At 64.1% G+C, this 21,622-nt stretch carries 25 protein-coding genes; 8 read left to right on the plus strand and 17 right to left on the minus strand.

From position 1 onward, the window contains the following. Nucleotides 1-18: 18 nt before the first annotated feature. The 3 genes from DAAJ005_RS19145 to DAAJ005_RS07330 form a co-directional block, all read right to left on the minus strand. Nucleotides 19-471: a transposase family protein gene (locus tag DAAJ005_RS19145; RefSeq protein WP_255448053.1), complete on the minus strand. Its 453-nt coding sequence runs from the start codon at nucleotides 469-471 to the stop codon at nucleotides 19-21. After that, nucleotides 437-856: a transposase family protein gene (locus tag DAAJ005_RS19150; RefSeq protein ID WP_226342624.1), complete on the minus strand. Its 420-nt coding sequence runs from the start codon at nucleotides 854-856 to the stop codon at nucleotides 437-439. The genes DAAJ005_RS19145 and DAAJ005_RS19150 overlap by 35 nt, the downstream gene beginning before the upstream one ends. Nucleotides 857-1,019: 163 nt before the next feature. Beyond that, complete coding sequence (locus DAAJ005_RS07330; protein ID WP_151846539.1) at nucleotides 1,020-1,274, minus strand: helix-turn-helix domain-containing protein; 255 nt, start codon at nucleotides 1,272-1,274, stop codon at nucleotides 1,020-1,022. 129 nt (nucleotides 1,275-1,403) lie between these two features. Between DAAJ005_RS07330 and DAAJ005_RS07335 the strand changes: the two genes are divergently transcribed. The 3 genes from DAAJ005_RS07335 to DAAJ005_RS07345 all read left to right on the plus strand — a co-directional run bounded on the left by DAAJ005_RS07335 (nucleotide 1,404) and on the right by DAAJ005_RS07345 (nucleotide 2,880). After that, a complete protein-coding gene (locus DAAJ005_RS07335; protein WP_151846540.1) occupies nucleotides 1,404-1,760 on the plus strand; it encodes a hypothetical protein in 357 nt (118 codons plus the stop codon). Further along, nucleotides 1,760-2,419 (plus strand): hypothetical protein, encoded by a 660-nt coding sequence (locus DAAJ005_RS07340; protein ID WP_151846541.1) that lies wholly within the window; start codon nucleotides 1,760-1,762, stop codon nucleotides 2,417-2,419. Before DAAJ005_RS07335 ends, DAAJ005_RS07340 begins: the two co-directional genes overlap by 1 nt. Before the next feature lie 113 nt (nucleotides 2,420-2,532). Beyond that, nucleotides 2,533-2,880: a hypothetical protein gene (locus tag DAAJ005_RS07345; RefSeq protein ID WP_151846542.1), complete on the plus strand. Its 348-nt coding sequence runs from the start codon at nucleotides 2,533-2,535 to the stop codon at nucleotides 2,878-2,880. Nucleotides 2,881-3,085: 205 nt separating this feature from the next. Here DAAJ005_RS07345 and DAAJ005_RS07350 read toward each other — a convergent pair. From DAAJ005_RS07350 to DAAJ005_RS07390, 9 genes are all read right to left on the minus strand, one after another. Continuing rightward, a protein-coding gene (locus DAAJ005_RS07350; protein WP_151846543.1) for an IS3 family transposase occupies nucleotides 3,086-4,205 on the minus strand; the annotation gives its coding sequence in 2 pieces (ribosomal slippage) (nucleotides 3,086-3,181 and nucleotides 3,183-4,205; 1,119 coding nt in all). 281 nt (nucleotides 4,206-4,486) lie between these two features. Next, complete coding sequence (locus DAAJ005_RS07355; RefSeq protein WP_151846544.1) at nucleotides 4,487-5,176, minus strand: hypothetical protein; 690 nt, start codon at nucleotides 5,174-5,176, stop codon at nucleotides 4,487-4,489. A gap of 22 nt (nucleotides 5,177-5,198) precedes the next feature. Further along, complete coding sequence (locus tag DAAJ005_RS07360) at nucleotides 5,199-5,591, minus strand: helix-hairpin-helix domain-containing protein (protein ID WP_151846545.1); 393 nt, start codon at nucleotides 5,589-5,591, stop codon at nucleotides 5,199-5,201. Nucleotides 5,592-5,650: 59 nt separating this feature from the next. Continuing rightward, on the minus strand, nucleotides 5,651-7,237 hold the full coding sequence (locus tag DAAJ005_RS07365; protein ID WP_151846546.1) for a GMC family oxidoreductase: 1,587 nt from the start codon (nucleotides 7,235-7,237) through the stop codon (nucleotides 5,651-5,653). 36 nt (nucleotides 7,238-7,273) lie between these two features. Beyond that, complete coding sequence (locus tag DAAJ005_RS07370) at nucleotides 7,274-7,876, minus strand: HD domain-containing protein (protein WP_226342625.1); 603 nt, start codon at nucleotides 7,874-7,876, stop codon at nucleotides 7,274-7,276. Further along, the gene (locus DAAJ005_RS07375; protein WP_151846548.1) at nucleotides 7,873-9,006 is read right to left on the minus strand and encodes a cysteine desulfurase family protein; all 1,134 of its coding nucleotides are present in this window, start codon (nucleotides 9,004-9,006) and stop codon (nucleotides 7,873-7,875) included. The genes DAAJ005_RS07370 and DAAJ005_RS07375 overlap by 4 nt, the downstream gene beginning before the upstream one ends. A gap of 12 nt (nucleotides 9,007-9,018) precedes the next feature. Beyond that, nucleotides 9,019-10,767 (minus strand): PASTA domain-containing protein, encoded by a 1,749-nt coding sequence (locus DAAJ005_RS07380; protein WP_226342626.1) that lies wholly within the window; start codon nucleotides 10,765-10,767, stop codon nucleotides 9,019-9,021. Nucleotides 10,768-10,840: 73 nt separating this feature from the next. Then, nucleotides 10,841-11,137, minus strand: coding sequence for an AzlD domain-containing protein (locus DAAJ005_RS07385; protein WP_151846549.1), 297 nt, complete (start codon nucleotides 11,135-11,137; stop codon nucleotides 10,841-10,843). Further along, entirely contained in the window at nucleotides 11,134-11,877 is a 744-nt protein-coding gene (locus DAAJ005_RS07390) for an AzlC family ABC transporter permease (RefSeq protein WP_151846550.1), read from the minus strand. The genes DAAJ005_RS07385 and DAAJ005_RS07390 overlap by 4 nt, the downstream gene beginning before the upstream one ends. A gap of 63 nt (nucleotides 11,878-11,940) precedes the next feature. On the opposite strand from DAAJ005_RS07390, the gene DAAJ005_RS07395 reads away from it, so the two are divergent. Further along, nucleotides 11,941-12,741 carry an alpha/beta fold hydrolase gene (locus DAAJ005_RS07395; protein ID WP_151846551.1) on the plus strand — a complete coding sequence of 267 codons (801 nt, stop codon included), beginning with the start codon at nucleotides 11,941-11,943 and terminating at the stop codon, nucleotides 12,739-12,741. A gap of 95 nt (nucleotides 12,742-12,836) precedes the next feature. Here the strand turns inward: DAAJ005_RS07395 and DAAJ005_RS19285 are convergent, their stop codons facing one another. From DAAJ005_RS19285 to fdhF, 5 genes are all read right to left on the minus strand, one after another. Next, entirely contained in the window at nucleotides 12,837-12,962 is a 126-nt protein-coding gene (locus tag DAAJ005_RS19285) for a hypothetical protein (RefSeq protein WP_255448054.1), read from the minus strand. Between the two features lie 18 nt (nucleotides 12,963-12,980). Continuing rightward, nucleotides 12,981-14,405, minus strand: a complete 1,425-nt coding sequence (locus DAAJ005_RS07400) for an OFA family MFS transporter (RefSeq protein ID WP_151846552.1) — start codon at nucleotides 14,403-14,405, stop codon at nucleotides 12,981-12,983. A 161-nt stretch (nucleotides 14,406-14,566) separates the two neighbouring features. Beyond that, a complete protein-coding gene (locus DAAJ005_RS07405) occupies nucleotides 14,567-15,382 on the minus strand; it encodes a formate dehydrogenase accessory sulfurtransferase FdhD (protein ID WP_226342627.1) in 816 nt (271 codons plus the stop codon). A gap of 20 nt (nucleotides 15,383-15,402) precedes the next feature. Next, nucleotides 15,403-15,906 (minus strand): DUF1641 domain-containing protein, encoded by a 504-nt coding sequence (locus tag DAAJ005_RS07410; RefSeq protein WP_151846553.1) that lies wholly within the window; start codon nucleotides 15,904-15,906, stop codon nucleotides 15,403-15,405. 24 nt (nucleotides 15,907-15,930) lie between these two features. After that, a complete protein-coding gene (gene fdhF / locus DAAJ005_RS07415; protein WP_151846554.1) occupies nucleotides 15,931-19,002 on the minus strand; it encodes a formate dehydrogenase subunit alpha in 3,072 nt (1,023 codons plus the stop codon). A 259-nt stretch (nucleotides 19,003-19,261) separates the two neighbouring features. Between fdhF and DAAJ005_RS07420 the strand changes: the two genes are divergently transcribed. The 4 genes from DAAJ005_RS07420 to DAAJ005_RS07435 all read left to right on the plus strand — a co-directional run bounded on the left by DAAJ005_RS07420 (nucleotide 19,262) and on the right by DAAJ005_RS07435 (nucleotide 21,602). Then, on the plus strand, nucleotides 19,262-19,858 hold the full coding sequence (locus DAAJ005_RS07420) for a hypothetical protein (RefSeq protein ID WP_192930898.1): 597 nt from the start codon (nucleotides 19,262-19,264) through the stop codon (nucleotides 19,856-19,858). Between the two features lie 10 nt (nucleotides 19,859-19,868). Next, nucleotides 19,869-20,438, plus strand: coding sequence for a 3'-5' exonuclease (locus DAAJ005_RS07425; protein ID WP_151846556.1), 570 nt, complete (start codon nucleotides 19,869-19,871; stop codon nucleotides 20,436-20,438). 94 nt (nucleotides 20,439-20,532) lie between these two features. Further along, entirely contained in the window at nucleotides 20,533-21,024 is a 492-nt protein-coding gene (locus DAAJ005_RS07430) for an OmpH family outer membrane protein (RefSeq protein ID WP_075830294.1), read from the plus strand. Between the two features lie 104 nt (nucleotides 21,025-21,128). Next, a complete protein-coding gene (locus DAAJ005_RS07435) occupies nucleotides 21,129-21,602 on the plus strand; it encodes an OmpH family outer membrane protein (RefSeq protein ID WP_151846557.1) in 474 nt (157 codons plus the stop codon). The last annotated feature ends 20 nt before the right edge of the window (nucleotides 21,603-21,622 follow it).

Below are 21,622 nucleotides of genomic sequence, written 5' to 3' on the forward strand. Positions count from 1 at the left end.
GTAGACCTCTTGCGAAAGTCAGGCACATTTAGCGGTGGCGTTGCAGATGGCGGCGATGAGGTTGACTCGGAGGCTGAACCACTTTCGCCGATGGCGATACGTTTCCTTCAACACTCGAAAAATCTTGAGCCGACGAATGACATGCTCAACAGCGATTCTGAAGCGTGCCAGTCGAAGATTTTCTGCTTTCTGTGCCGGAGTGAGCTTGCGTTTCTTGCTCGCCTTGTGCGGTGTACGGCACAGCGGGTGTTGGTGTTGAACGCCCTGATAGCCAGCATCGGCAACCAATTCAGTTTCAGGGTGAATGTCGGTCTGGGAGGCTCGAAAGAGACGCAGGTCATGCGTGGAGCCTCGCCCAGCGGCAATGCAGAGAATCTCATGGGTGACTGGATGCACCAGCAACTGAAACTTCAGGGTATGGCGTTTTTTCTTGCCGCTATACCACCTTTTCTGATTTTTTTGGGCGCTCACACGGGACTTCGCTGACATCGACCAGCACGGCTGTGAAGACCGTGCCGTGGTCAATCAGGGCTTTTTTGCCAGGAAGCGAGAATTTCCCGCTTTGTATCAGGGCATCGTGGGCACGCACCACGGTTCGCTGAACCGTGGCCTCATGGACACCCCAGTCCTGGCCGATGTGAAACAACGTGCGGTACTCGCGCCAGAACTCCAGCGTCATCAGGAGTTGCGCTCCCAAAGAGAGTGCAGGTGGCCGTCCAGATTTGACTTTGTTGGCATGGCGTTCTTGCAACACGGTCTCCATCTCTAGAAATGTTTCGGGGTACACACCAGTGCGACGGCGAAAACTCGTGCGATTCAGCTTCAGGGCCTGGTGATATTTTAGCGTGCCAACCATCCCCTACCCTAGCGCACGACTTTCGCAAGAGGTCTAGTAATGGAGAGAGCGAGAAGCAAGGTATTTGCAGAGGGTGGCGTTTACACGAAGAAAGCTATCAGAACTGCCTGACTGAACTTGTCAAGGTTTGAGACGGCGAGGCCACTTCCGCCAACTCGTCTGCCTACCCACGCTTCGCAGGTTCGTCATTGCTTTGCAGCAAAAAGGCCAGAGGCACACCTACCGCGCGTGCCAGCGCCGCCATGTTATCGATGCCAATGTTCCGGGTACCGCGCTCCACCTGGGCGATGTAGGACCAATTCATGTCTGCCGCTTCTGCCAAATCTTCAAGGGTAAGTCCAATGAGGTGTCGCTCAGCTCGCAGCCGCTTACCAAAGACAAGGCGTTCTGTGCTGGGAGGTCGTTGTGTTGTAGGCATCGCACTAGCGTCACAAATCTTGTTGTTTGTAGTACAGTGAGTATCTGTACTGTGACTTTAAGGACTAGGAGGAAGATATGATCGAGAGCCGATTGAATTACATCAGGCACGGTGGCCCCCTGGAGATATATGAACGGTGACCCTGCCTTCATTCCACCCCTCCACATTCCCTTGCAGCGTCTCAGCGTGACCTACAGCGCATGCTTCACAGATTTTCTGAAGGCTGCTCGGGACGCCGCTAAAAAGCTGCGAACAGATAGGCAGCCGCCGTGGCATGTCGATGGCTACAAGAGCGACGCCCTGTTTTTAGTGTGCAGACATCCAGACGGTGCCATGCGCTACCCCCAGATTACTGCTCATTTTGATCTTCAGATTTCTGAGGATGCCGTGACTGTGGAGGTTTTTTCTAGATCTGAAAGCTTGCTCGGCCTTTACCGCGACTACATTTGGCAGCTTAATATGTTGTTGCCCAGGAGATTGTCGTGATGCGTTTTTCCCTCCAACTGGCTCTGATTCTCCCGCTCCTACTGAGCGCCTGCAAGAGTGAGCCTGATCAGGGACAACTCGACGCGTCTGCCAAAATTTTTCTCGATAGCGGTGGGACAGCGCTTCTGAATACGGCGTCTCATAACTACGGCCTTCCCTGCTTGGACAGCTTGGAGCTGGACGGCACCCGCCTCAGCTCAGGAATACTGTTCGGGAACCGCAGTGCGTTGGTGGATTTCATTGAGCGACATCGCCTGGCGAAGACGACGCACGAACGTTTACCCGATGGTGCGGATCATGTCATCCTGACGCCTGTTGTGCCTTATGAGGCCAACTGGCAGGCCGGTTCTGCCGGTTCTTCAAACTTCTGTCTTGGCTTTGATTTATTGAAGGCTGAGGCAGTGCCAGACGCCAAGACCATCACGGCAGGAGCTAGCGAGCCTTACATCATTCAAGGGAGTGAGGCTATCGCCACCCGTCTGACTTTCAAGGTCACAGGCATCCCAGGGGGCGACTTTCTGGACGATCTGAAGCGGCGGCCCAACCTGCTAACGCGCGGAGCCATGCGTCCCAGCGACTACGATAAAGAGATCACATTGGTTGCCACGTTGCCGCTCAAGCCCAGTAGTTTTATTCCTCCCATCATTCAAACCAAATAGGAGATTTTGATATGCGCCGATTCTTGCCTATGCTCCTCTTTCCCATCCTTGGGGCCTGTACCCCCCTGCCCGCTCGCAGCGCTCTCCCTGCGGCTGCGCCCGTTGCCACGCGAGTGACCGCCAACCTCAGATACACCACTGGCGTGGTCAAGGCGGGGGACGATAACCCCGTGCTGGCCGCCGTGGTCTCTCTGGCCCCTACGGCCCCGGTGCCCCAGGCCCGGCAGCCGTGGCGTGCTGAAGAAATCACCAGCAACAGTGTGGTGCTGCGCTCCAATGCAACGGCAATTGACAACGCTAGTTTCGAAAGCTACTTGGCAACACTGCCACTAGAAATGTCTTTTAACGTCATCACCTCTAGTGGAGTGACGACGCTGACCGCCACTTACAGCAGTGCATATGCAGCTAGCGCTCAGCATATCTTCGACAAATTGGATGACAAATTTAACCGGATGAAGTGAAGGAAGATCAATATCGCGCTGAAGGGCCATCATCTTGACGGGCGGTGCAAGCTCTCCAACCAGCGATGTGGCGGCAGTATTTCTAGGTGAGCAGCTAAGGCATGAACACTCTCCAGAGTTGTCACTGTGAGGTTCCCCCCTCCGTCGGTCCAGTCCCGTTGCACTTGAATCGTACCTCTGAGGCGCCCCCAAAAACCGGTCCAGGTCAGCTTGGAATCTCTGACGGGCGGTGGGTAGAGGCACTCTGCGCTGCGAACGCTCCAGGAGCGAGATTTCCCAGCGCCGAATGCGGCCTGACCTCAATTATAGTCGACCCTCCAATTTTCAATCTTCTCCGCGGCGTCCTCCAGCGACAGGAACCAGTGGGTATTCAGGCACTCATCCCGGAAACTGCCGTTGAATGATTCGATATGGGCGTTGTCCTGAGGCCGTCCAGGACGTGAAAAATCAAGAGTGACGTGTTGCTCATAAGCCCAGAGGTCGAGCGCTTTACTGACAAATTCACTGCCATTGTCTACCTGGATCCGCTCGGGGGTTCCCCGAGCTTGCGTCACGCTCCGCATGATCTCCACCACGCGCTCCGCGCGAATGCTCAGATCCACGTGGATGGCCAGGCATTCCCTGGAAAAGACGTCCAGCAGTGTCAAAGTGCAGAACCGCTTTCCGTTAAAAAGCGCGTCCGAGACGAAATCCATCGACCAGACCTGGTTCACCTTCATAGGATCTGTTCGCGCCGCGCGGTGCGCAGCGCTGACCCGTCGGCGGGGCCGCTTCATCCGGAGATTCAAGCCCGCCTGCTGATACAAGCGGTACAACCGCTTGTGGTTGATCTGCCACCCTTCACGCTGCATCAGGACGTGAATGCGCCGATATCCGTAGCGCACACGGGTCTGCGCGATCTCGATCATGCGCTTCAAGATGACGTATTCATCCTGCTGGCGTCTGGGCGCGTAGCGGAAGGTGCTTCGCGCGACGCGAAGCACCTGACAGGCCCGCCGTTCGCTGACCCGGTAGCCAGCCTGGAGATGCTGGACCAAGTGTTCGCGCTGGACGGGCCTCAAAGCTTTGATTTGATGACGGGGAAGGAGCATGATCTTGTCGAGGCTGAGGTCAGCCACGAGCTGCCCCTGCTTCTGGTTTTCATCCTCGAGCGGTCTCAAGCGGCGAAGTTCAGTGACCCCCAGGCCACTGAACTTTTTCTTCCAGTGGTAAAACGTCGACTCGGCGATCCCCATCTTCCGGCAGATTTCACCGACGGACACGCCAATTTCAGCCTGATTAAGTGCAAATGCAATCTGCTCTTCCGTGTGCTTCTTTCCCTTCATGCTGACCTCCGGGGATGGTCCCCTATGGTGCCAGACACTCCATTCTCATGTGGATCGGTTTTCGGGGAGCAGGTCAGTCATCGTCGGCCTGTCAGTGATTCACTTGAAGTTTGGGCTACTGTGGCTGCTGTCGCCCTGCATAAACTTTCTGACCTTCCTTGATGATGGGAAGATAACTATTCTTTCCAACTGCCTCAAGTCTCACACAAAATTGATTTTCGGAAGACAACTATTCTTTTTTTACGTTAGAAAATTCCACAAAATCCGCTGAATTCAGGAACTTAACTATTATTTTCCAGCATGCGGTAGCCCTCTGCGAAGTCTTCGCGCCCTATGTCGTTGCGGTCCCCGAGTTCGATGGCCGTCATCAGCGCCGCCTCACGTTGTGGGAGGCCCGCTGTTAGGCCGCGCCTGAACCACCCGCGCAAGCCCTTTTCGGCCTGGGAGTCGCGTACCTTCGCGGCCACCAGGATCGCCGTCGGCGTGGTCAGAAAAATGCCGCCCTGGGCACGCAGCCACGCCGCCTGATTGAAACCGCCGGGGGTGCGCTGTCCGTCCGGGGCCACCAGCCGCCCGCTGACCACCAGTTTGCCTGGTTTGACGGCAGGCTTGGGGGCCACCGCCAGCCGCGCACGCGGGTCTTTCAGGGTCAGAAACTGCCCGTCCCACTCGCCACTCAGCGTGACCTGCGCGCCTATCCAGGGGGCCAACGGATCGGCCCGCCCAGTGACCAGCCGCTCGGAGCCGAAGCCCAGCGCCGCGCCCAGCAGTGCCAGCGCCGCCAGCAGCGGGCGGGCGTCGCGCAAGGCCAGAATGACGCCCAGCAGCAGCGTCGCCGCGCCCCACCACGCACCCAGCCCCAGTTGAATGCCGCCCATCACGCCAAAGACGGCGGGCACGGACCACGCCAGCCGCCCCGCTGTTCCCTCGGAGGTCAGGGACGTGATCGAGAACGCCGCCTCTCGTGTCATACCGACACCAGCAGGTTCAACACTAGTAGCTGACCAGGGGCAAGAGCAGCTTCAGCGTCGCCTCGCCCACGCCCTTGATGGCGTCCAGATCGGCCTGTGAGCGAATGGGCCGCGCGGCGATGATCTTGAGGGCCATCGACGGGCCGACTTTGGGCAGGGCCTCAAGCTGCTCCTGAGATGCCGTATTCAGATTGACCCGGCCCGAGATCAGCGGTTTGATGCTGGCAGTGGTGGGAAAGGTGGGCGGTTCGGTTCTGGCTGTCGGCACAGCAGGAGCGCTCGGAGGCGGCAAAGCCACGCGCGTCACTGTTGGCACTTGCGGGCGAGGCAGCAGCACCGGACCCAGCGCCAGCGCGCCCACCAGCAGCACGCCAGCGCCCAGGCCCAGGGTCCAGCCGCGTTCGTTGTTGATCACGCGGTCATTGTAGGGGGAGGCGGGTGGAGGTGATTCAAGGGTTATCTACAGCGGCGGCGCTACAGACCGCGCGCCACAAACTCCGCTGTCCGCGCGCCGATCATCATTGTGGTGGCGTTGGTGTTGGCGTGGATGATGCGCGGCATAACGCTGGCATCCGCCACCCATAAACCCTGCGTGCCGTGGACGGCCAACTGGCGGTCTACCACCGCGTCCTCGCTGTCCCCCAGCGCCGCCGTGCCGACAGGATGATACAGCGTCGCCGATTCGGCGCGGATGTGGGCAGCGATGGCAGCGTCGCTGCGGATGCCGCCGCCGGGCAACGCCTCTCCCCCACGGTGGGCCAGCAGCGGCGGCGTGTCGGCGATCTCGCGGGCCAGTTTGACCCCGGCGATCAGGCTCTGCATGTCGCGCACGTCCATCAGGTACTGCGGGTCAATGTGCGGCGCGTCTCCCACATCTGCCGAGGCCAGCGTGATGCGTCCCCGGCTGTGCGGCTCCACCAGCACTGGCCCCACCGAGAAGTGATGGCCCGACTCTTTGCTGAAGCCGTGGTCCCGGAAATACGCTGGGCCGAAGTGGTATTGCAGGTCCGGTTCATCGGTCTGCGGGTCCAGTCCGGGGCGCGCGTGGGCAAAGGCCGATGCCTCTGCGATGTTGCTGGACAGCGGCCCGCTGCGGTTTCGCAGATAGTGGGCCAGCGCTAAGGCTTCCGGCATGGCCTCCAGCGACGGCGTGTGGGAGCGGAAGATGACCGGGACCGCCAGATGGTCCTGCAAGCCCTCGCCCACGCCAGGGAGGTGCTGGCGCACGCGCAGGCCGTGCCTCTCTAGCTCGGTGCGCGGTCCCACGCCCGAGAGCATCAGCAGTTGCGGGGTCTGCACCGCCCCTGCCGCCAGGATTACGCCGTCTGCCGGGGCGTCCAGCGTGCGGCCCTGCCAGCGAAAGCGCACGCCAGCCGCTTTTGAACCGTCCCACAGCAGTTCTAGCATCTGGGCGCCGGTCAGCACCGTCAGGTTGGGATGTTGCAAAACAGGCTTCAGAAACGCCCGGAAGGCGCTGTAGCGTTCGCCATGCAGGTGGTTACTTTCCAGCAGGCCCGCGCCTTCCAGCGTGCCGTCGTTGAACGACTTCGCCTCTGGAATATGCAGCGCGCCCGCTGCCGCCGTCACGAACGCCTCGCTTAATGGGTGGGAGGCGGCCCGCGCACCCACCGGGAGTTCTCCCTCTGCCCCGCGCGTTTCAGAGGCTCCGCCCCGGAAGTTCTCCAGAGCCTTGAAGGTGGGCAGCACCTCGTCCCAGGTCCAGCCCTCGCCCCACCCGTCGTAATCGCGCTTTGACCCCCGGATGTAGATGGTGGCATTGATGGCGCTGCTGCCGCCCAGCACCTTGCCGCGCGGCCAGTAGAAGCTTCGGCCATCGGCACATTGCTGGGGCACCGTCTGAAAATTCCAGTCCACCGCCGAGCGGAACAGGCGCGGAAAGCCCGCCGGGGCACGGATGAACGGGTTGCTGTCGCGCCCACCGGCCTCCAGCAACAGCACCCGCAGTCCCGCGTCCAGCAGCCGCCGCGCCGCCACGCAGCCCCCCGATCCGGCCCCCACGACGATCACGTCTGCTTGCATTTTTCCTGTCTGAGCTGTCATTGCAGCGAGTATAGACGGGGCGTCTTGAAGTTCAGACTAAGCCAGCAGACGTTCTGCCAGCCCGGGCAGCAGGCGGTAGATGTTGACGCCGCATTCGTGATCAAAGTTGGCCTTGAGTTGCAGTTTCGCACGCCATTTGTCGGGCGTTCTGGCGTTAAAGGTGTAGCGCAGCGCGATGTCTACCAACCTCTCCTCGATGGTGCAGAAGCCGCTGGCAAGGCCCAGCATGTCGCACAACTGGATCAGTCGGTCCTCACCAGTCTGCTGCGCGCCCAGCATCACTTCGCTCAGGCGCTGCCACTCTCGCGGTGTGCCGTCCCAGTCGCCCTGCAAGGTGTCCATACTGGGAATCACGAACGAGTGCGTCACGGCGATGCGGGCGGCGTCGGCATAGCCCAGCCCAGTCAGAAAGTCATAGCCGTCCAGCAGATGGCGGTCCCGGTTCGGCCCCGTGCGCCGCCCGATGTCGTGCAGCAGGCCCAGCGTGTAGGCCCGCGTGGGATCGAGATTGGGATGGACTTCAGCAATGTTCCGCGCGGCCAGGGCAACGTGGCGCGAATGCTTCACCCACGCGCCGGGGTTGAGGGCGGCAGCATCCAGCAGAAGTTGTTCGGCGGTCTTAATATCCGGCAGGCTCAAGCGCGGCTCCACTGTGCCGCCTGCCTGAGAGCGTCTGCGGCCCTATCGATCTCTTCCTCAGTGGTGGCCCGCCCGAAGCTGAAGCGCAGGCTGGCGCGGGCGTCGGCGTCGCTCAGGCCGATGGCGCTCAGGACATGGCTGGGCTGCATGGTGCCCGCACTGCACGCGCTGCCGGCGCTGGCGGCCACGCCCAGCAGATCCAGATTCATCAGTAGGGCTTCGCCGTCTGCCCCAGGCAGCGTCACCGAGGCGAGTTTGGGGCTGCCGTCCGGCGGATGGTTGATTCGCAGGTCAGGAATGCTGGACGCGGCAGCCACGAAGCGCTGACGCAAGTGGGAAAGATGCAGATATGTCACCTCGCGCTCCGCCTCCGCCGTGCTCAGGGCCACCCCAGCCGCATAAACTCCTGCCGTGTCCTGGGTACCGGGGCGGGTGCCGCCCTCCTGCCCGCCGCCGAAGGTCACGGGTGGCAACTCCGAGCCGCGCCGCACGTACACGAAGCCCACGCCGCGCGGTCCGCCCCATTTGTGCGCGCTGAAGGTGGCGTAGGTGACGCCCCACTCGGGCAGATTCACGGGCAGGATGCCGGGGGCCTGCACTGAGTCACTGTGATACGGCACCCCACGGGCGGCGGCGACGGCGGCCAGCGCAGCCGTATCCTGCACGGTGCCCAGCTCGTTGTTGGCGTGGTGGATGGACACCAGCGCGGTGTCGGGGCGCAGTGCGGCCTGCAACTCCTGCGGCGAGTAGCGTCCGTAGGCGTCGGGGGTCAGCCACGTCACCTGCCAGCCGCGCGCTTCCAACCAGCGGGCCGGGGCCAGCACGGCGGAGTGTTCGGTGGGCGTGGTGATCAGGTGGCCGGGTGTACCGTGCTTCTCCTGCCACGCCCGCGCCACGCCCAGCAGCACGGCGTTGTCGCCCTCGGTGCCGCCGCTGTTGGCGATCAATGTGCGCGGGTCCACCCCGAAAGCGGAGGCGATACGCGCGCGGCCCTCCTCCAGCAGTTCGCGGGCCGCCTGTCCCGCTGCGTGGATGCTGGCAGGATTTCCGGGCAGGGCGGCGGCACGGGCATAGGCCGCCAGCGCCTCAGCGGTCATGGGATGGGTAGCAGCGTAATCCAGGTAAATCATGTGGGGACCGCGTTAATTGGGCGTGACGGTGGCGTAGTCGGCCCCATCGCGGCGCACGATGAACACGGCATCCCCGGTCACCTGCACAGGCTGAGAACTGTTGGCGTTGCGTCCGGCCAGTTGCGAGGCGTCGGTGGCCTGCAAAATCTGGCGTTCGCCGCCCGCGTCGCTGACCACCACGCTGTAGGTGCCCGCAGGCAGATCGGCGGGAAAGGTGTACTGGAAATTGACGCTACGGGTCTGCGGGGCCGTGGTTTCAGGAGCCGTGTTGTTCGGGCTGGCGGTGTCCGGTGGAGTGGGAACCGAGGTATCCGGCGGAGTCGCTGGAATCTCCTGCGGCGTGGGAACCGTGGTGCCCGGCGGCTCCTGCGGGACTGGAATCTGCTCCTGCGGCAGCGGCTGGGGGTCCTGCGGTACGGGCTGCGGCTCCACGGGAGTGGGTTCGGGCGGCGGCTTGGGCACCGGGGGCGGCGGCAGGGGCAGGCTGCCCGCCGCGCGGCTGGGGGCGCTGTAGCGGGCCACCGCCACACTCAGGGTCACCGGACTGCCCACGTCCACCCGCACGAACGGCGCGGGTGTCTGCTCCAGCACGCTGCCGGGGGGTTTGTCGCTGGGCTGCTCGCTGACCTTTGTGACCACCAGTCCGGCCACGCGGGCGTACTCGCGCGCCTGATCCACCGTCAGCCCGGTCAGCAGGGGCAGCCAGGTTTCCTGGCCACTGATGCCGGTACTGACCATCACCTGAATGGGCTGGCCGCGCTGGGCGGGCGATCCGGCCTCGGGCAGTTGCGAGACGATGCGGCCTTCCGGCGTGTTGGTCAGCGTGCCGTCCACCTTCAATACCTTGCCCAGTACCATCGAGCGGTCCTTGAGGGTGCTTCTGGCCTGATCCAGGTTCTGCTCTTCCAGCTTGGGCACCTCGATGGACGGCGGGTTGTTGACCGTCAGCGTGACCAGTCGGCCTATCGGCAGGTTGGTGCCGGCGGGTGGGTCCTGCCGGATGATTGTGCCGACGCCCTGGTTGCCCACCTGTCCCTCGGTGTAGGCCACCCGGAAGCCTGCTCCGGTCAGTTTTTTGGCGGCGGCCCGCGCCTCCTGGCCGCCCACACCTGCCACCTCGCGCACCGGGGGATTCAGGTAGATCTGCGCGGCCTGCGCGCCCAGATAGCCCGCGCCGCCCAGAAACAGCAGCCCAGGAATGAAAGCCAGCCACGCGCCGGGCTGCCGCTTGCGCCGGACCTTGCCGTCCTTGAGGGCCGACAGCACCTGGGCGTTGCGCGAGGCGATGTCCTCGGGCGTGCGCGGCAGTTGCAGGGCGCGCAGGTAGGCGATGCGGGCTTCGTCTGCATCCATCACGATATCAGCGTCGCCCAAGGCGTAGCCGTGTTCGGCCAGTCGGGCGGCCATGCTGCGGATGTTGTCCACCGTCTCCTGGCGCTTCTTGGGCTGCGCCAGCACGCCTTCCAGCGGGGTGCCGTTCACCGTCTGCCAGACCGCGTAATACGCGCCGGGCCGCGCCACGATATCGGTCAGGCCCAGCGGGTTCAGGGCGCGTAGCACCGAGCGGTACGCGTGGAACGCCTGCCGGTCTGCCGGGGTGGCGATCTCGAACCACGCCACCTGCCGGGTCACGCCCTCGGCGGCCCGGACCTCCGACAGGGTCACGTTGCCGTGCCTAGACAGCTCCCGCAGCACGCCGTACTTGCCGTCGATGGTCGTCATTTTGGGGTTCGTCCCCGCGTCGCTCGCCTGCCCCGTCATTCGCTCCCCAGCATAGCGCGGGCCGTGTGTGCGGTGTGGGCGTGGTCACCAGTAGATGTGTCCACTCAATCTCCTACCCCGCCAGCGCCCGCACCGCCCAGTACGCCGCAAAGCCGCCCAGAATGCCCAGCGCGAGGTTGCCGCTGCGCCACACCACCAGCCCGCCCACCACGCTGGCCAGCAGGCGGCGCGGCCATTCGGGGCTGCCCAGCACTTCCGGCACGATCAGGGCGGCGATCACGCTGACGGGCACGAAATTGAGGAAGGCCAGCCAGAACGGCGGAAGTTTCACCCGGCCCAGATTCAGCCCCAGCCAGCGCATCGGGTAGGTCACGGCCCACATCAGCACGATCACGACGGCGATGCTCATGCGCCCGCCCCCTGAACGGCGGTCTTTTTGCCTGTCAGCCACGCGCCCAGCAGTGCGCCGCCCACCCCGGCCAGCAGGATCACCAGACCGCCGGGCAGCACGCGAGACAGGCCCCACGCCGCCAGCCCGGAGGTCAGCGCCACCAGCACAGTCACGCGTCCCCGCAGCATCGGCACCAGCAGGCCTAGGAAGGCCAGTGGAAAGATCACGCCCACACCCAGCGCTTCCGGCGAGGGCAGCACCGCGCCGCCCAGCGCACCCAGCAACGTGGAGGCGTTCCAGACCACGTACAGGCTGAGTTCCGCGCCCAGCACGTAGCCGAAGCTGGGGCCGCCCGGCTCCTGTCCTCCCTTGACCGTGACCATGCCGTAAGCCTCGTCGGTCAGAAATTGCGCGGCGATCAGGCGTTGCGGGCGGGTCAGCGAAACCTGCCGCGACAGGCTCAGGCCGTAGAGCAGGTGCCGGGCGTTCAGCAAGAAGGTGGTCAGCACGATGCCGATGGCCGAGGCCCCACCCGCCATGCCGTACCCCGCGAACAGGCCCGCCGCTGCGAACTGCGAGGCCCCTGCAAACACGGTCAGGCTCATCATCTGTGTTTCCCACACGCTCAGGCCCGAGGCCCGCGCCGTAACCGCGTAGGCCGCCGCGAACGGCACCATGCCCAGCCACAGCGGCAGCATGACCCGGAAGCCGCGCCAGAACGCGGGCCAGAACGGCGGAACCTGGGCAGACGAGGGCATGACCGCAAGATTAGCGGTTGTTCATCCGGTCAGGCCAGGGAAAGACCGTCTATGCTCTGGGGCATGACCCGTCTGACCTCCCGTGGCCGCACCCGCCTCGCCCTGCCGCCGCGCGTGCGCTTCTGGCTGGGGGTCATCCTGGCACTGGTGCTGGGCTACCTGATCGCTCTGGGCCAGAGCGCTGTCGTGCGCCCCCCGCTGGTGATCGGGCAGGACGCCGTGCCTCCCTCCGGTCAGGCGGTGGGCGTGACCTCCACGCTAGAAAACGAGGGCGGCGCGTTTATCAATATCAAGCCCAGCGGCGAGGCGAAAACATTGCTCGTGTACTACCCTGGCGGCCTCGTTCGTCCGCAAGCCTACGAGTGGCTAGGCCGCGCGCTGGCAGCAGACGGCGTGCAGACCGTGATTCCGGTGTTTCCCCTCGATCTGGCTGTGACGGGCATCAACCGCGCCGACGCGCTGATCAAAAAGTTTGGTGCGGGCAAGACCGTGGTGATCGCGGGCCACTCGCTGGGCGGGGCGATGGCGGCGCAGTATGCAAAAGGGCACACTGATCAACTGAAAGGCATGATCCTGATGGGCGCGTATCCAGCAGGCAACGTGAGTCTGAAAGACACCAGCCTCCCGGTGCTGTCGCTGCTGGCTGAGAATGACCGGGTGGCCGATCCTGCCAATGTGCGCGACGGTCTGAACCGTCTGCCTGCCAGCGCCAAATTGACCGTCATTCCCGGCTCGGTCCACAGCTTCTTCGGGCGTTACGGCCCGCAGAAGGGCGACGGCCTGCCCACTGTCACCCACGCGGCGGCGGAAGCGGAGATTCTGACGGCAATCAAGGCGTTTATAGCCACCCTGCCAACTCCGTAAGGCCCACGCCGGAGCGTTTTGAACACATAGAGACGGCCCTGAATCCATTCAGGGCCGTCTCGGTCAAACGTGGTTTGTGATGGTGGGTTTCAAGCTTATTGAAAGAGCTGCGCCACCTTGATCAGGGTCTGCCACACGCCCCACACCAGAGGAATGCCAGGGACCAGCCACGCGAGGTAGGTCAGTGAAGAGGTCTGTTCCGTGTCCGTTCGGTTTGTCATGTCGCTCTCCTGGAGTGATCAGTCATCAGCGGCCTGCTGTCTGGTGGGTGGGGTGGGCTGACCATCTGTGGGGTTGGCCCAGTACCGGCTGGCCACCGGGCGAATGAGCAGGTTAGTAATAAAGCCGATGACCAGCAGGCCCGCCATGATGTACATGACCGTCGAATACGCCTGGGCAGCGGGAATGCCCGCCTTGATCTGGCTGTCGCGGAAGCCGTTGACCAGGCTTGGCCCCACGATGGCCGCCGCGCTCCAGGCCAGCAGCAGCCGTCCGTGAATGGCCCCCACGTTGGCGGTGCCGAACAGGTCCCGCAGGTAAGCGGGCACCGTGGCAAAGCCGCCGCCGTACATGCTGATGATGATGCAAAAGCCGATCACGAACAGGATCAGGTTGGCCGAGTTGCCGAACAGCGGAATCAGGAAGTACAGCACCGCACCCAGCACAAAGAAGATCATGTAGGTGGGCTTGCGCCCGAGGCGGTCACTGGTCGTGGACCAGAAGAACCGGCCACCCATGTTGAAGATGCTGAGCAGACCCACGAACCCGGCGGCGGCGGCGGCGGTCACGCCGTTCCCGGCCCCAAGCACCTTGTCGCTGAACATCTCCTGGATCATGACGCTGGCCTGCCCGAGAACGCCGATCCCGGCAGTCACGTTCAGGAACAGCACGGCGAACAGCAGCCAGAACTGCGGGGTACGGAAGGCCTGATCCACCAGAACGTTGTGGTTGGAAATCATGCCGCCCGCCGTATTGACCTTGGGCACAAACCCTGCTGGCACCCAGCCCTCGGCGGGGACACGCACCATGAACGCGCCGAAGAGCATGAACAGGAAGTACACCGCGCCCATGATCAGGAACGTCGAGCCGACGCCCAGCGTGCCGTCTCCGGCGAAGCGGGCCATCAGTGCGGTGCCCAGCGGGCTGCCGATCAGCGCGCCGCCGCCGAAGCCCATGATGGCCATGCCGGTGGCCAGTCCTGGCCGGTCCGGGAACCATTTGATCAGCGTGCTGACCGGGCTGATATACCCCAGGCCCAGGCCGATCCCGCCGATCACCCCGTTGCCCAGCAGCACCAGCCAGAGCTGATGCTGACTGACGCCCAGCGCCGCGATCAGGAAGCCGCCGCAGAACAGCAGGGCGCTGGTGAACATGGTCTTGCGCGGTCCCTCGCGTTCCACCCATTTGCCGAACAGCGCCGAACTCGCCCCTAGAAAGAACAGCGCCACGCTGAAGATCAGGCCCACCTGAAACAGGGACCAGTCGCCGGACGCACCTGTTTCGGCCTTGACGTCGCCGCTGATCAGGCGCGAGAGGGGTTTGTTGAAGACTGAGTAGGCATAGATCTGCCCGATGCTCAGGTGTACGGCCAGCGCTGCCGGTGGCACGAGCCAGCGGCTCCAGCCCGGTCCAGCGACGGAATGTTCACGGTCCAGAAATCCCATAATTTCTCCTGCCCTCTTTTGGTTTAATGTCGAGCGATAGTAACGGGTGTTGATGCCAATTTGTCGATTTCGTCAGCAATGTGCAATTCATGAAGTGAGAACGAATACAAATGCTTCCAGGCGCTGGATGGTCACGGTGCAGAGGACTTCGCCTGTCCGGCTCAGTCCGCAGCCCCCCTCACCCGGTCTTCCCCCGAGTACACCGTCAGCCGCCCTTCGCGCGTAAAACCGCACAGCGTGACCCCAAAGACGGCTGCGGTATCCACCGCGAGACTGGTGGCTGCGCCCACGGCCACAACCATCCCGATTCCGGCAGTCACAGCTTTCTGCACGATCTCGAAGCCTGCACGGCTGCTGACAACCAGCACATGGTCAGTCAGCGGCAGGCCGGGTCTGCGGGCCCCCACCACCTTGTCCACGGCGTTGTGCCGCCCGACGTCCTCGCGGGAACACAGAAAAGTGCCTGCCCAGGTGAACAGCGCCGCGCCGTGCATCCCGCCGGTGTCCCGGAATCCGGCCTGGGTTTCCCGCAGCCGCTCCGGTAGACCCGCCAGCAGGGCGGCGCTGATCAGCCCGGCTGTCCAGAGCGGGCCCGAGGCCCGGCTCAGCAGTTGCTCGACGCTGCCCGAACCGCACACCCCACACGCACTCGACGACACGGCCAGCCTAGCCCCTGCCGCCAGCCGCTCATGCTCCGGGGTGTGCAGGTGCCAGACGTTGGCGTTCTCTGGATCGACGCCAAGCGTAAATTCCTGTGGCAAGAGACCTTCAGACACCAGCCAGCCCAGCAGCAGCTCGTGGTCATGGCCGGGCGTCCGCATCAGCACGCCCAGCGGCAGTTCGCGGTTCGGGGTGTGCAGGCGCAACTCCAGCGGCTCCTCGACGGCGACGGCGTCCTCACGGTGCGCCCACCGCTCATTCCGGTACAGCCGGACGGGCAGGTGAGCAACGCCCTGTGCGCCTGGCTGCGCGTCCACCCGCCCGACCTCTGCATCGTTCAGCGGCCCACCTCGGCCTGATTGGCGGTCTTGACGGTCTCGCCATTGGCCTCACGTAGCGCCCGGCCCGCGCCCTTCAGAACCGCCATCAGCGCGCCCAGGGCCACCTGCACGTCCCGGTCTTTGAGCAGGCCCAGCAGTTCGCCCAGGCCGATGCCTTTCCCGGCGGCGACGTGCCGCGCTCCCTCGTTCACGCCGGTGGTCACGGCCTGACCCAGGACGCTGACCTCGCGTGGGTCCAGGGCAGCCAGCGTCTTGCCCAGCTCCGTAACGTTCCGCAGCAGGGTGGTGCCACTTTCGCCGCCCGCAAGGTGCAGCAGCGACGCGGTCAGGCCCTCGCCGCCGCGCACGGTTTTGCCCAGCACGTCCAGCACCCCATGCTCGTGCAGTTGCCGCAGCAGGTACAGCCCTTCCTCAAGCGCGGCGGTCGAGTCCTCGACGCCCGAGTGCAGGCGTTCCTGCGGTGTGGGTTCGCGGGGGGTGAAATCAAGCGCCTTAGCCATACAAGCTCCTCGTGGAAAGAAACATCAGTCGTCCGCGCCCAGGGCGTCGACCCGGGCGTTGAGGCTGTCACCGAGCATCGGCAGTTCGCCGCCTGGATAGACGTAGTCGGGCCGCGCCCACTTGCGCTCGACCTCCACACCCGTCTGGGGCGTGGGGTGACCCCACCGGAAGTTGCGGGCTGGCAGCGGGTTCGCGCCGACATCGCCCAGGATTTCCATACGGACGCGGTTGTCCTTGTAGGCGGGCGTGTTGGTGATCGCGTCACCCTGGGAACCAGTCAGGTGGTTCACGGCGTCCTGGGCCTTGCGGGCGTTCATGGGCACGTATAGCTCGTTGTCGCTGACGCGGCCCGTCACCAGAGCCTGAAGCCGGACCGCGCCGTGCGCACTGACCAGCCGCACCCACTGCCCGCTCTGGATCTGGCGCTCGGCGGCCAGTTCTTGGCTGACCTCCACGAACGCGTCGGGCGCGGTCACGGCGATGCCCTCCACCCGGAAGGTCATGTTGCCCTCGTGGAAGTGTTCGAGCATGCGCCCCGAGTTGAGGTGCAGATCGAACTCTTCGTTGGGGGCCTGCTCGCGGGGACGGTATTCCCCGGCGTACAGGCGGGCCTTGCCATCCGGGAAGTTGAAGCGCTCGGTGTACAGCAGCGGCTGGTCCGTGCCGTCCTCGGCCACCGGCCAGCACAGGGTGTTGTAGCCCTCCAGGCGCTCATAGGTCACACCCGCAAAGAACGGCGTCAGGCGCGCGATCTCGGCCATGATCTCGGACGGGTGGGTGTAGCCCCAGCGGTGGCCCATGCGGTCCGCCACGCCCATGTAGATCTGCCAGTCGGGTTTGGTGCCCTTGAGGGGCGGCATGACCTCGTACAGGCGCTGCATGCGGCGCTCGGTGTTGGTAAATGTGCCTTCCTTTTCCAGCGACGCGGCAGCCGGGAAGACCACGTCCGCGTACCGGGCGGTGTTGGTGAAGTACAGGTCCTGCACCACTAGGAATTCCAGCGCCTCAAAGCCCTCCTGCAAGTGGTTGGCATTGGCGTCGGTGAGGCTCATCTCCTCGCCGGTGATCCACATCGCCTTGAGCTTGCCGTCAATGGCGGCGTCCAGCATCTGCGTATTGTCCAGGCCGCGCTCCGGGCGCAGGGTGACGCCCCACTCGCGCTGGTGTCGCTGCACGGTCAGTTCGTCGGTCACATTCTGGTAGCCGCTGACCTGATCGGGCATGGCCCCCATGTCCGACGCGCCCTGCACGTTGTTGTGCCCCCGTAGCGGGTACGCCCCGGTGCCCAGTCTGCCGTAGTTGCCGGTGATCAGCAGCAGGTTGGAAATGGCCGCGCTGGTATCGGTGCCGCCGCACTGCTGGGTGACGCCCATCGCCCACAGGATACACACGCGCTCCTCGGCGGCGATCTGGCGGGCCAGGGCTTCCAGGGTGGCGGCGCTCAGGCCAGTTTCCTTCTCGGCGTACTCCAGCGTGAATTCCTTGATGGACTCGCGGAACCCGTCCAGACCGTTGACCCGCTCGGCCAGGAAAGCCGTGTTCTCCAGACCGTTGTCCAGGATGAACTTGCTGACTGCGCCCAACCACACGAAGTCGGTGCCGGGTTTGGGCCGCAGGAACTGATCGGCACGTGTGGCGAGTTCATGCTCACGGATGTCGAACACGACCACCTTCGTGTGGCCCAGCTTCTGCGCCCGCTTCACGCGGGTGGCCAGGACCGGGTGACTCTCGGCGGTGTTGCTGCCCACCGTGATGATCAGGCTGGCGTTCTCGATGTCCTTGATGGTGCCGCTATCGCCGCCGATGCCCACGGTCAGCGACAGGCCCTTGCTGGCGGGCGACTGGCAATAGCGCGAGCAGTTGTCGACATTGTTGGTGCCAATCACTTGCCGCGCGAACTTCTGTACCAGGAACGCTTCCTCATTGCTGGCCTTGCTGCTGGCCACGAAGGCCAGCGCGTCCGGGCCGTGCTGCTCCCGGATTTCCATGAAGCGGCGGGCGACAAAGTCCAGCGCCTCGTCCCAGCTCGCCTCGCGGAAGCGGTCGCCGTCGCGGATCAGGGGTGCGGTCAGGCGGTCGCCGGAATTGACGTAGTCCCAGCCGAACTTGCCCTTCACACAGGTGCTGATGCCGTTGGCGTGGCCCAGCCCCGGCTCGACTTTCAGGATGTGCCGTTCGTCGGTCCACACGTCGAAGGAGCAGCCCACACCGCAGTAGGTGCAGACGGTCTTGGTCTTTTTGATGTATCGGTCACGCGCCGCCGACTCGATGTCCGAGACGTTCATGATCGGCTTCAGGCCCGCGCTGGCCTCCACGCCCTTGACCACGTCCACAGCCGCGTCGAACACTGGCAGTGGAATGCCGGTGAACATGCCCGCCTGCCCCAGCATTGACTTTTCCTGGAGCGCATTGCACGGGCAGACCGTGACGCAGTGGCCGCAGCTCACGCAACTCGATTCGCCGATGGGCTTGCCACCGTCCCACAGCACGCGCGGCTGCTCGGCCTCCCAGTTGATGCTCAGGGTTTCGTTGACCTGCACGTTCTGGCAGGCTTCCACGCAGCGCCCGCACAGGATGCACTGGTCCGGGTCATAGCGGTAAAAGGGGTTGGAGTCGTCCTTGGCGTAGCCCTTGGGCTGAAAGGGCCGGGTCTGGTGTTGGATGCCCAGCACCCCCAGCGTGTTGTGGACGGTGCAGTTGCCGTTGTTATTGTCGCAGACCGTGCAGTACAGGTCGTGGTTGCTCACGATCCGGTCATAAGCGTCCCGCTGCGCTGCACGCGCTGCAATGGTCTGCGTTTTCACCACCATGCCTGCTGCGACGTTCGTGCCGCAGGCCCGCCCGAGCTGTCCGTCGATCTCCACCGAGCAGGTGTCGCAGGTCTGGATCGGCCCCAGTTGCGGGTGGTAGCAGACCTGCGCCAGCTCGATCTTTGCGCGGTTGATGGCGTCTACCAGGGGTTCGCCGGTGAATGCCTTGAACGTGGCCCCGTCGATCTGAATGTCCACCGCTGGCCCGCTGGCTGGCCGTGTCGGTCCCAGCGTGGAGCGGATGTGGGCGTCGTTGGGGGTGGGTAGATGGTCCGTTTGCTGCATGATTGAAAGCCTCCCTGCACTGTTGAATCTGCACTGTTGAATCTGTACTGCTGAGCTTGCGCTGCTGAATCTGCACCGTAATGAATCCGCACCGGAAAACTGTGCTGCCTGACTGCGCCGATTTGTGAACCCCAGGAGTATAGGAGGCAGCATGCGAGAAAAGATGGCTCCCAGATTACGGAACCCCTATCTTTTGAGGGTCCGCCGATGGTGTCTCCTGCGCTGTTCCGGCCAGCATGCAGGCGGCAAGATACAGGTGATGCCCGGTCCCGCCCTGCTGACACCACCCAAGTCTGAGCTGCCTGCGACGAACGCCACCGCCGCCGAATTGACGCGGCTGGCATACAGCGTCACCGCGCCGCACCTGCTGGAAGCCGTCGCCCGCCATCCCAACACCCCCGTCACGCTGCTGGGCGAACTGGCCGCACGTTACCCGGAAGCGGTGCTGGACAACCCGGCCCTGCCCCTGCTGCGGCTGGCGCATGGGCAGCAGATCAGAATGTGGACGGGACTGGCGGTCTCAAAGCTGGCAGCGGTGGACGCGGCCCCGGAATGGGTGCAGGAACTGGCGATGCGTCATCCCGAACCGCAGGCACGCTGGGCGGTGGCCGGGCGGGCGCGGCTGAGTCAGGAACGGCTGGGGCAGTTGGCGAGGCGGGGCGAATGGCAGTTGCGCGCGGCGGTGGCGCAACATCCTGACCTGAACGCCGAATTGATCGAGCGACTGTCGACCGACGCCGAGTACAGCGTTCGCCTCTCCCTTTCCACCCGTTCTGACCTGTCACCGGAAGTCCTGAGCCGTCTGCGAAGAGACCCGCACCCGCTGATTCGCCGCCGCCTCCAGATGGGACGCTAGGCTGCTTGCCATGTCTCTGACCCTGCGCCAGCCGATCATCTTTCTGGACGTGGAAACCGGAGGGCGTGACCCGGCCCGCCATCCACTGCTGACCATTGGCGCGGTGACGTTGGGCGAGGACGGCCAGATATCGCGCCCCATCCATCTGCTGGTCAAGCACCCTGAATACTGCGTGGAACCGGGTGCGCTGGAAGTGACGGGCATCGACATCCTGGAACATGACCGCGCCGCCCAGCCGCCGGAAGCCGTGGCCGACGCCCTGCGCGAGTACGCTGCCGGGCTGGGCCGCGTGATGCTGGGCGGGCATAACTTTAACTTCGATCTGCGCTTTCTGCGCCCCCTGCTGCCCGATCTCCGCAAGGTGTTCAGGAGCGGGCATGTGGACACCAAACTGACCGCCCAGTTCCTGATCCACGCCGGGGTGCTGCCCCACCAGATCGGCACGCCGCTGTCTCAGCTCACAGAGCATTTTGGAATCGAGTACGCGGCCCATAACGCCTTGGAAGACGCCACCGCGACAGCAAAAGTCTATGTGGAGTTGTTGCGGCTGGTGGGGGCTGGGCGCGAGGCTTCCACCTAGCCCGCCGGGTGCCTGACCGGGGCCTGACGGCGCATGTGAAGCGGCTGTGAAGGGCTTCATTCCGCTCAGGAAACAGCGTGCTAGTTTTCGTTTCATGAAGATCACCGCCAAATCCCTGGCCCCTGTGGCCATCGTCGCCGCCTTCGGGCTGGGCACCCTCGCCCCGCACGCCCAGACCCCTGCCCAGAAGATCGGTTTCGTGAACGTGGCGACGCTGCTGGCCGCCCACCCCAACGACAAGGACATCAAGGCCATCCAGGCCAAGGCCGACGCCGAGTTGCAGGTTCTGGACACGCAGGTCAAGGCCATCGACGCCAAGGGTGCCGCTGCCACCGCCGCCGACAAGCAGCAGCGTGACACCCTGGTCAAGACCATCCAGGCCAAGGCCGCCGACTACGATAAGCAGATCGATCCCAAGATCACGGCAGTCGAGAAAGCCGTGGACACCGCCGTGGGCGTGATTGCCAAGTCCAACGGCTACGCGGTGGTCATGGACCGTGACGTGGCCGCCAAGAGCGGACTGGTCATCTACGCCGATCCCGGCACCGATGTCACCGCCGCCGCCGTCAAGGCCCTGAAGCCCTGATCACCCTTTCCGGCTGAGACAATGGCCCCGCATGCCCTGGCGCGGGGCGTTTTCATGGTCCCCGCAAAACGCCTGAGCATTGCCTGACCGTTGGAGGTTGTCCCTTGAATAAATTCCTGATCCTTTTTCCGCTGGCCCTGCTCGCCACGGTGCCGCAGGCCCAGACCCCCAAGAACCGTGTCGGCCTGATCGACGTGCAGGCCGCCGTCAAGGCGCTGCCCGCCAGCAAGGCGTACCTGGACCTCTCGGCCCGTGTGGACGCGGACCTGAAAGACAAACGCAGCAAGATCGACGGTCTGGCTGCCAAAGCCGGGGCCACGGGGAGCGCAGCAGACCGCAAGGCGCTGAATGATGCCCAGAAGGCGTACAGCACTGCCCAGAGCGGGTATAGCGGACGCATCGCCACGGCCTTCCAGCCGCTGGCCGTCAAGGTGAATGCGGCGGTGGCCCAGGTGGCCAAAGCCAACGGCTACAGCGTGGTCATGGACCGCCAGATTGCCGCCCAGAACCGGCTTGTCATCTATGCTAACGCCAGCACCACGGACCTGACTCCCGCTGTCATTAAAGCCCTGAAGTAGTTCCGCGCTTTCCAGTTTCT

This window comes from Deinococcus sp. AJ005 (assembly GCF_009017495.1).
Lineage (GTDB): Bacteria > Deinococcota > Deinococci > Deinococcales > Deinococcaceae > Deinococcus.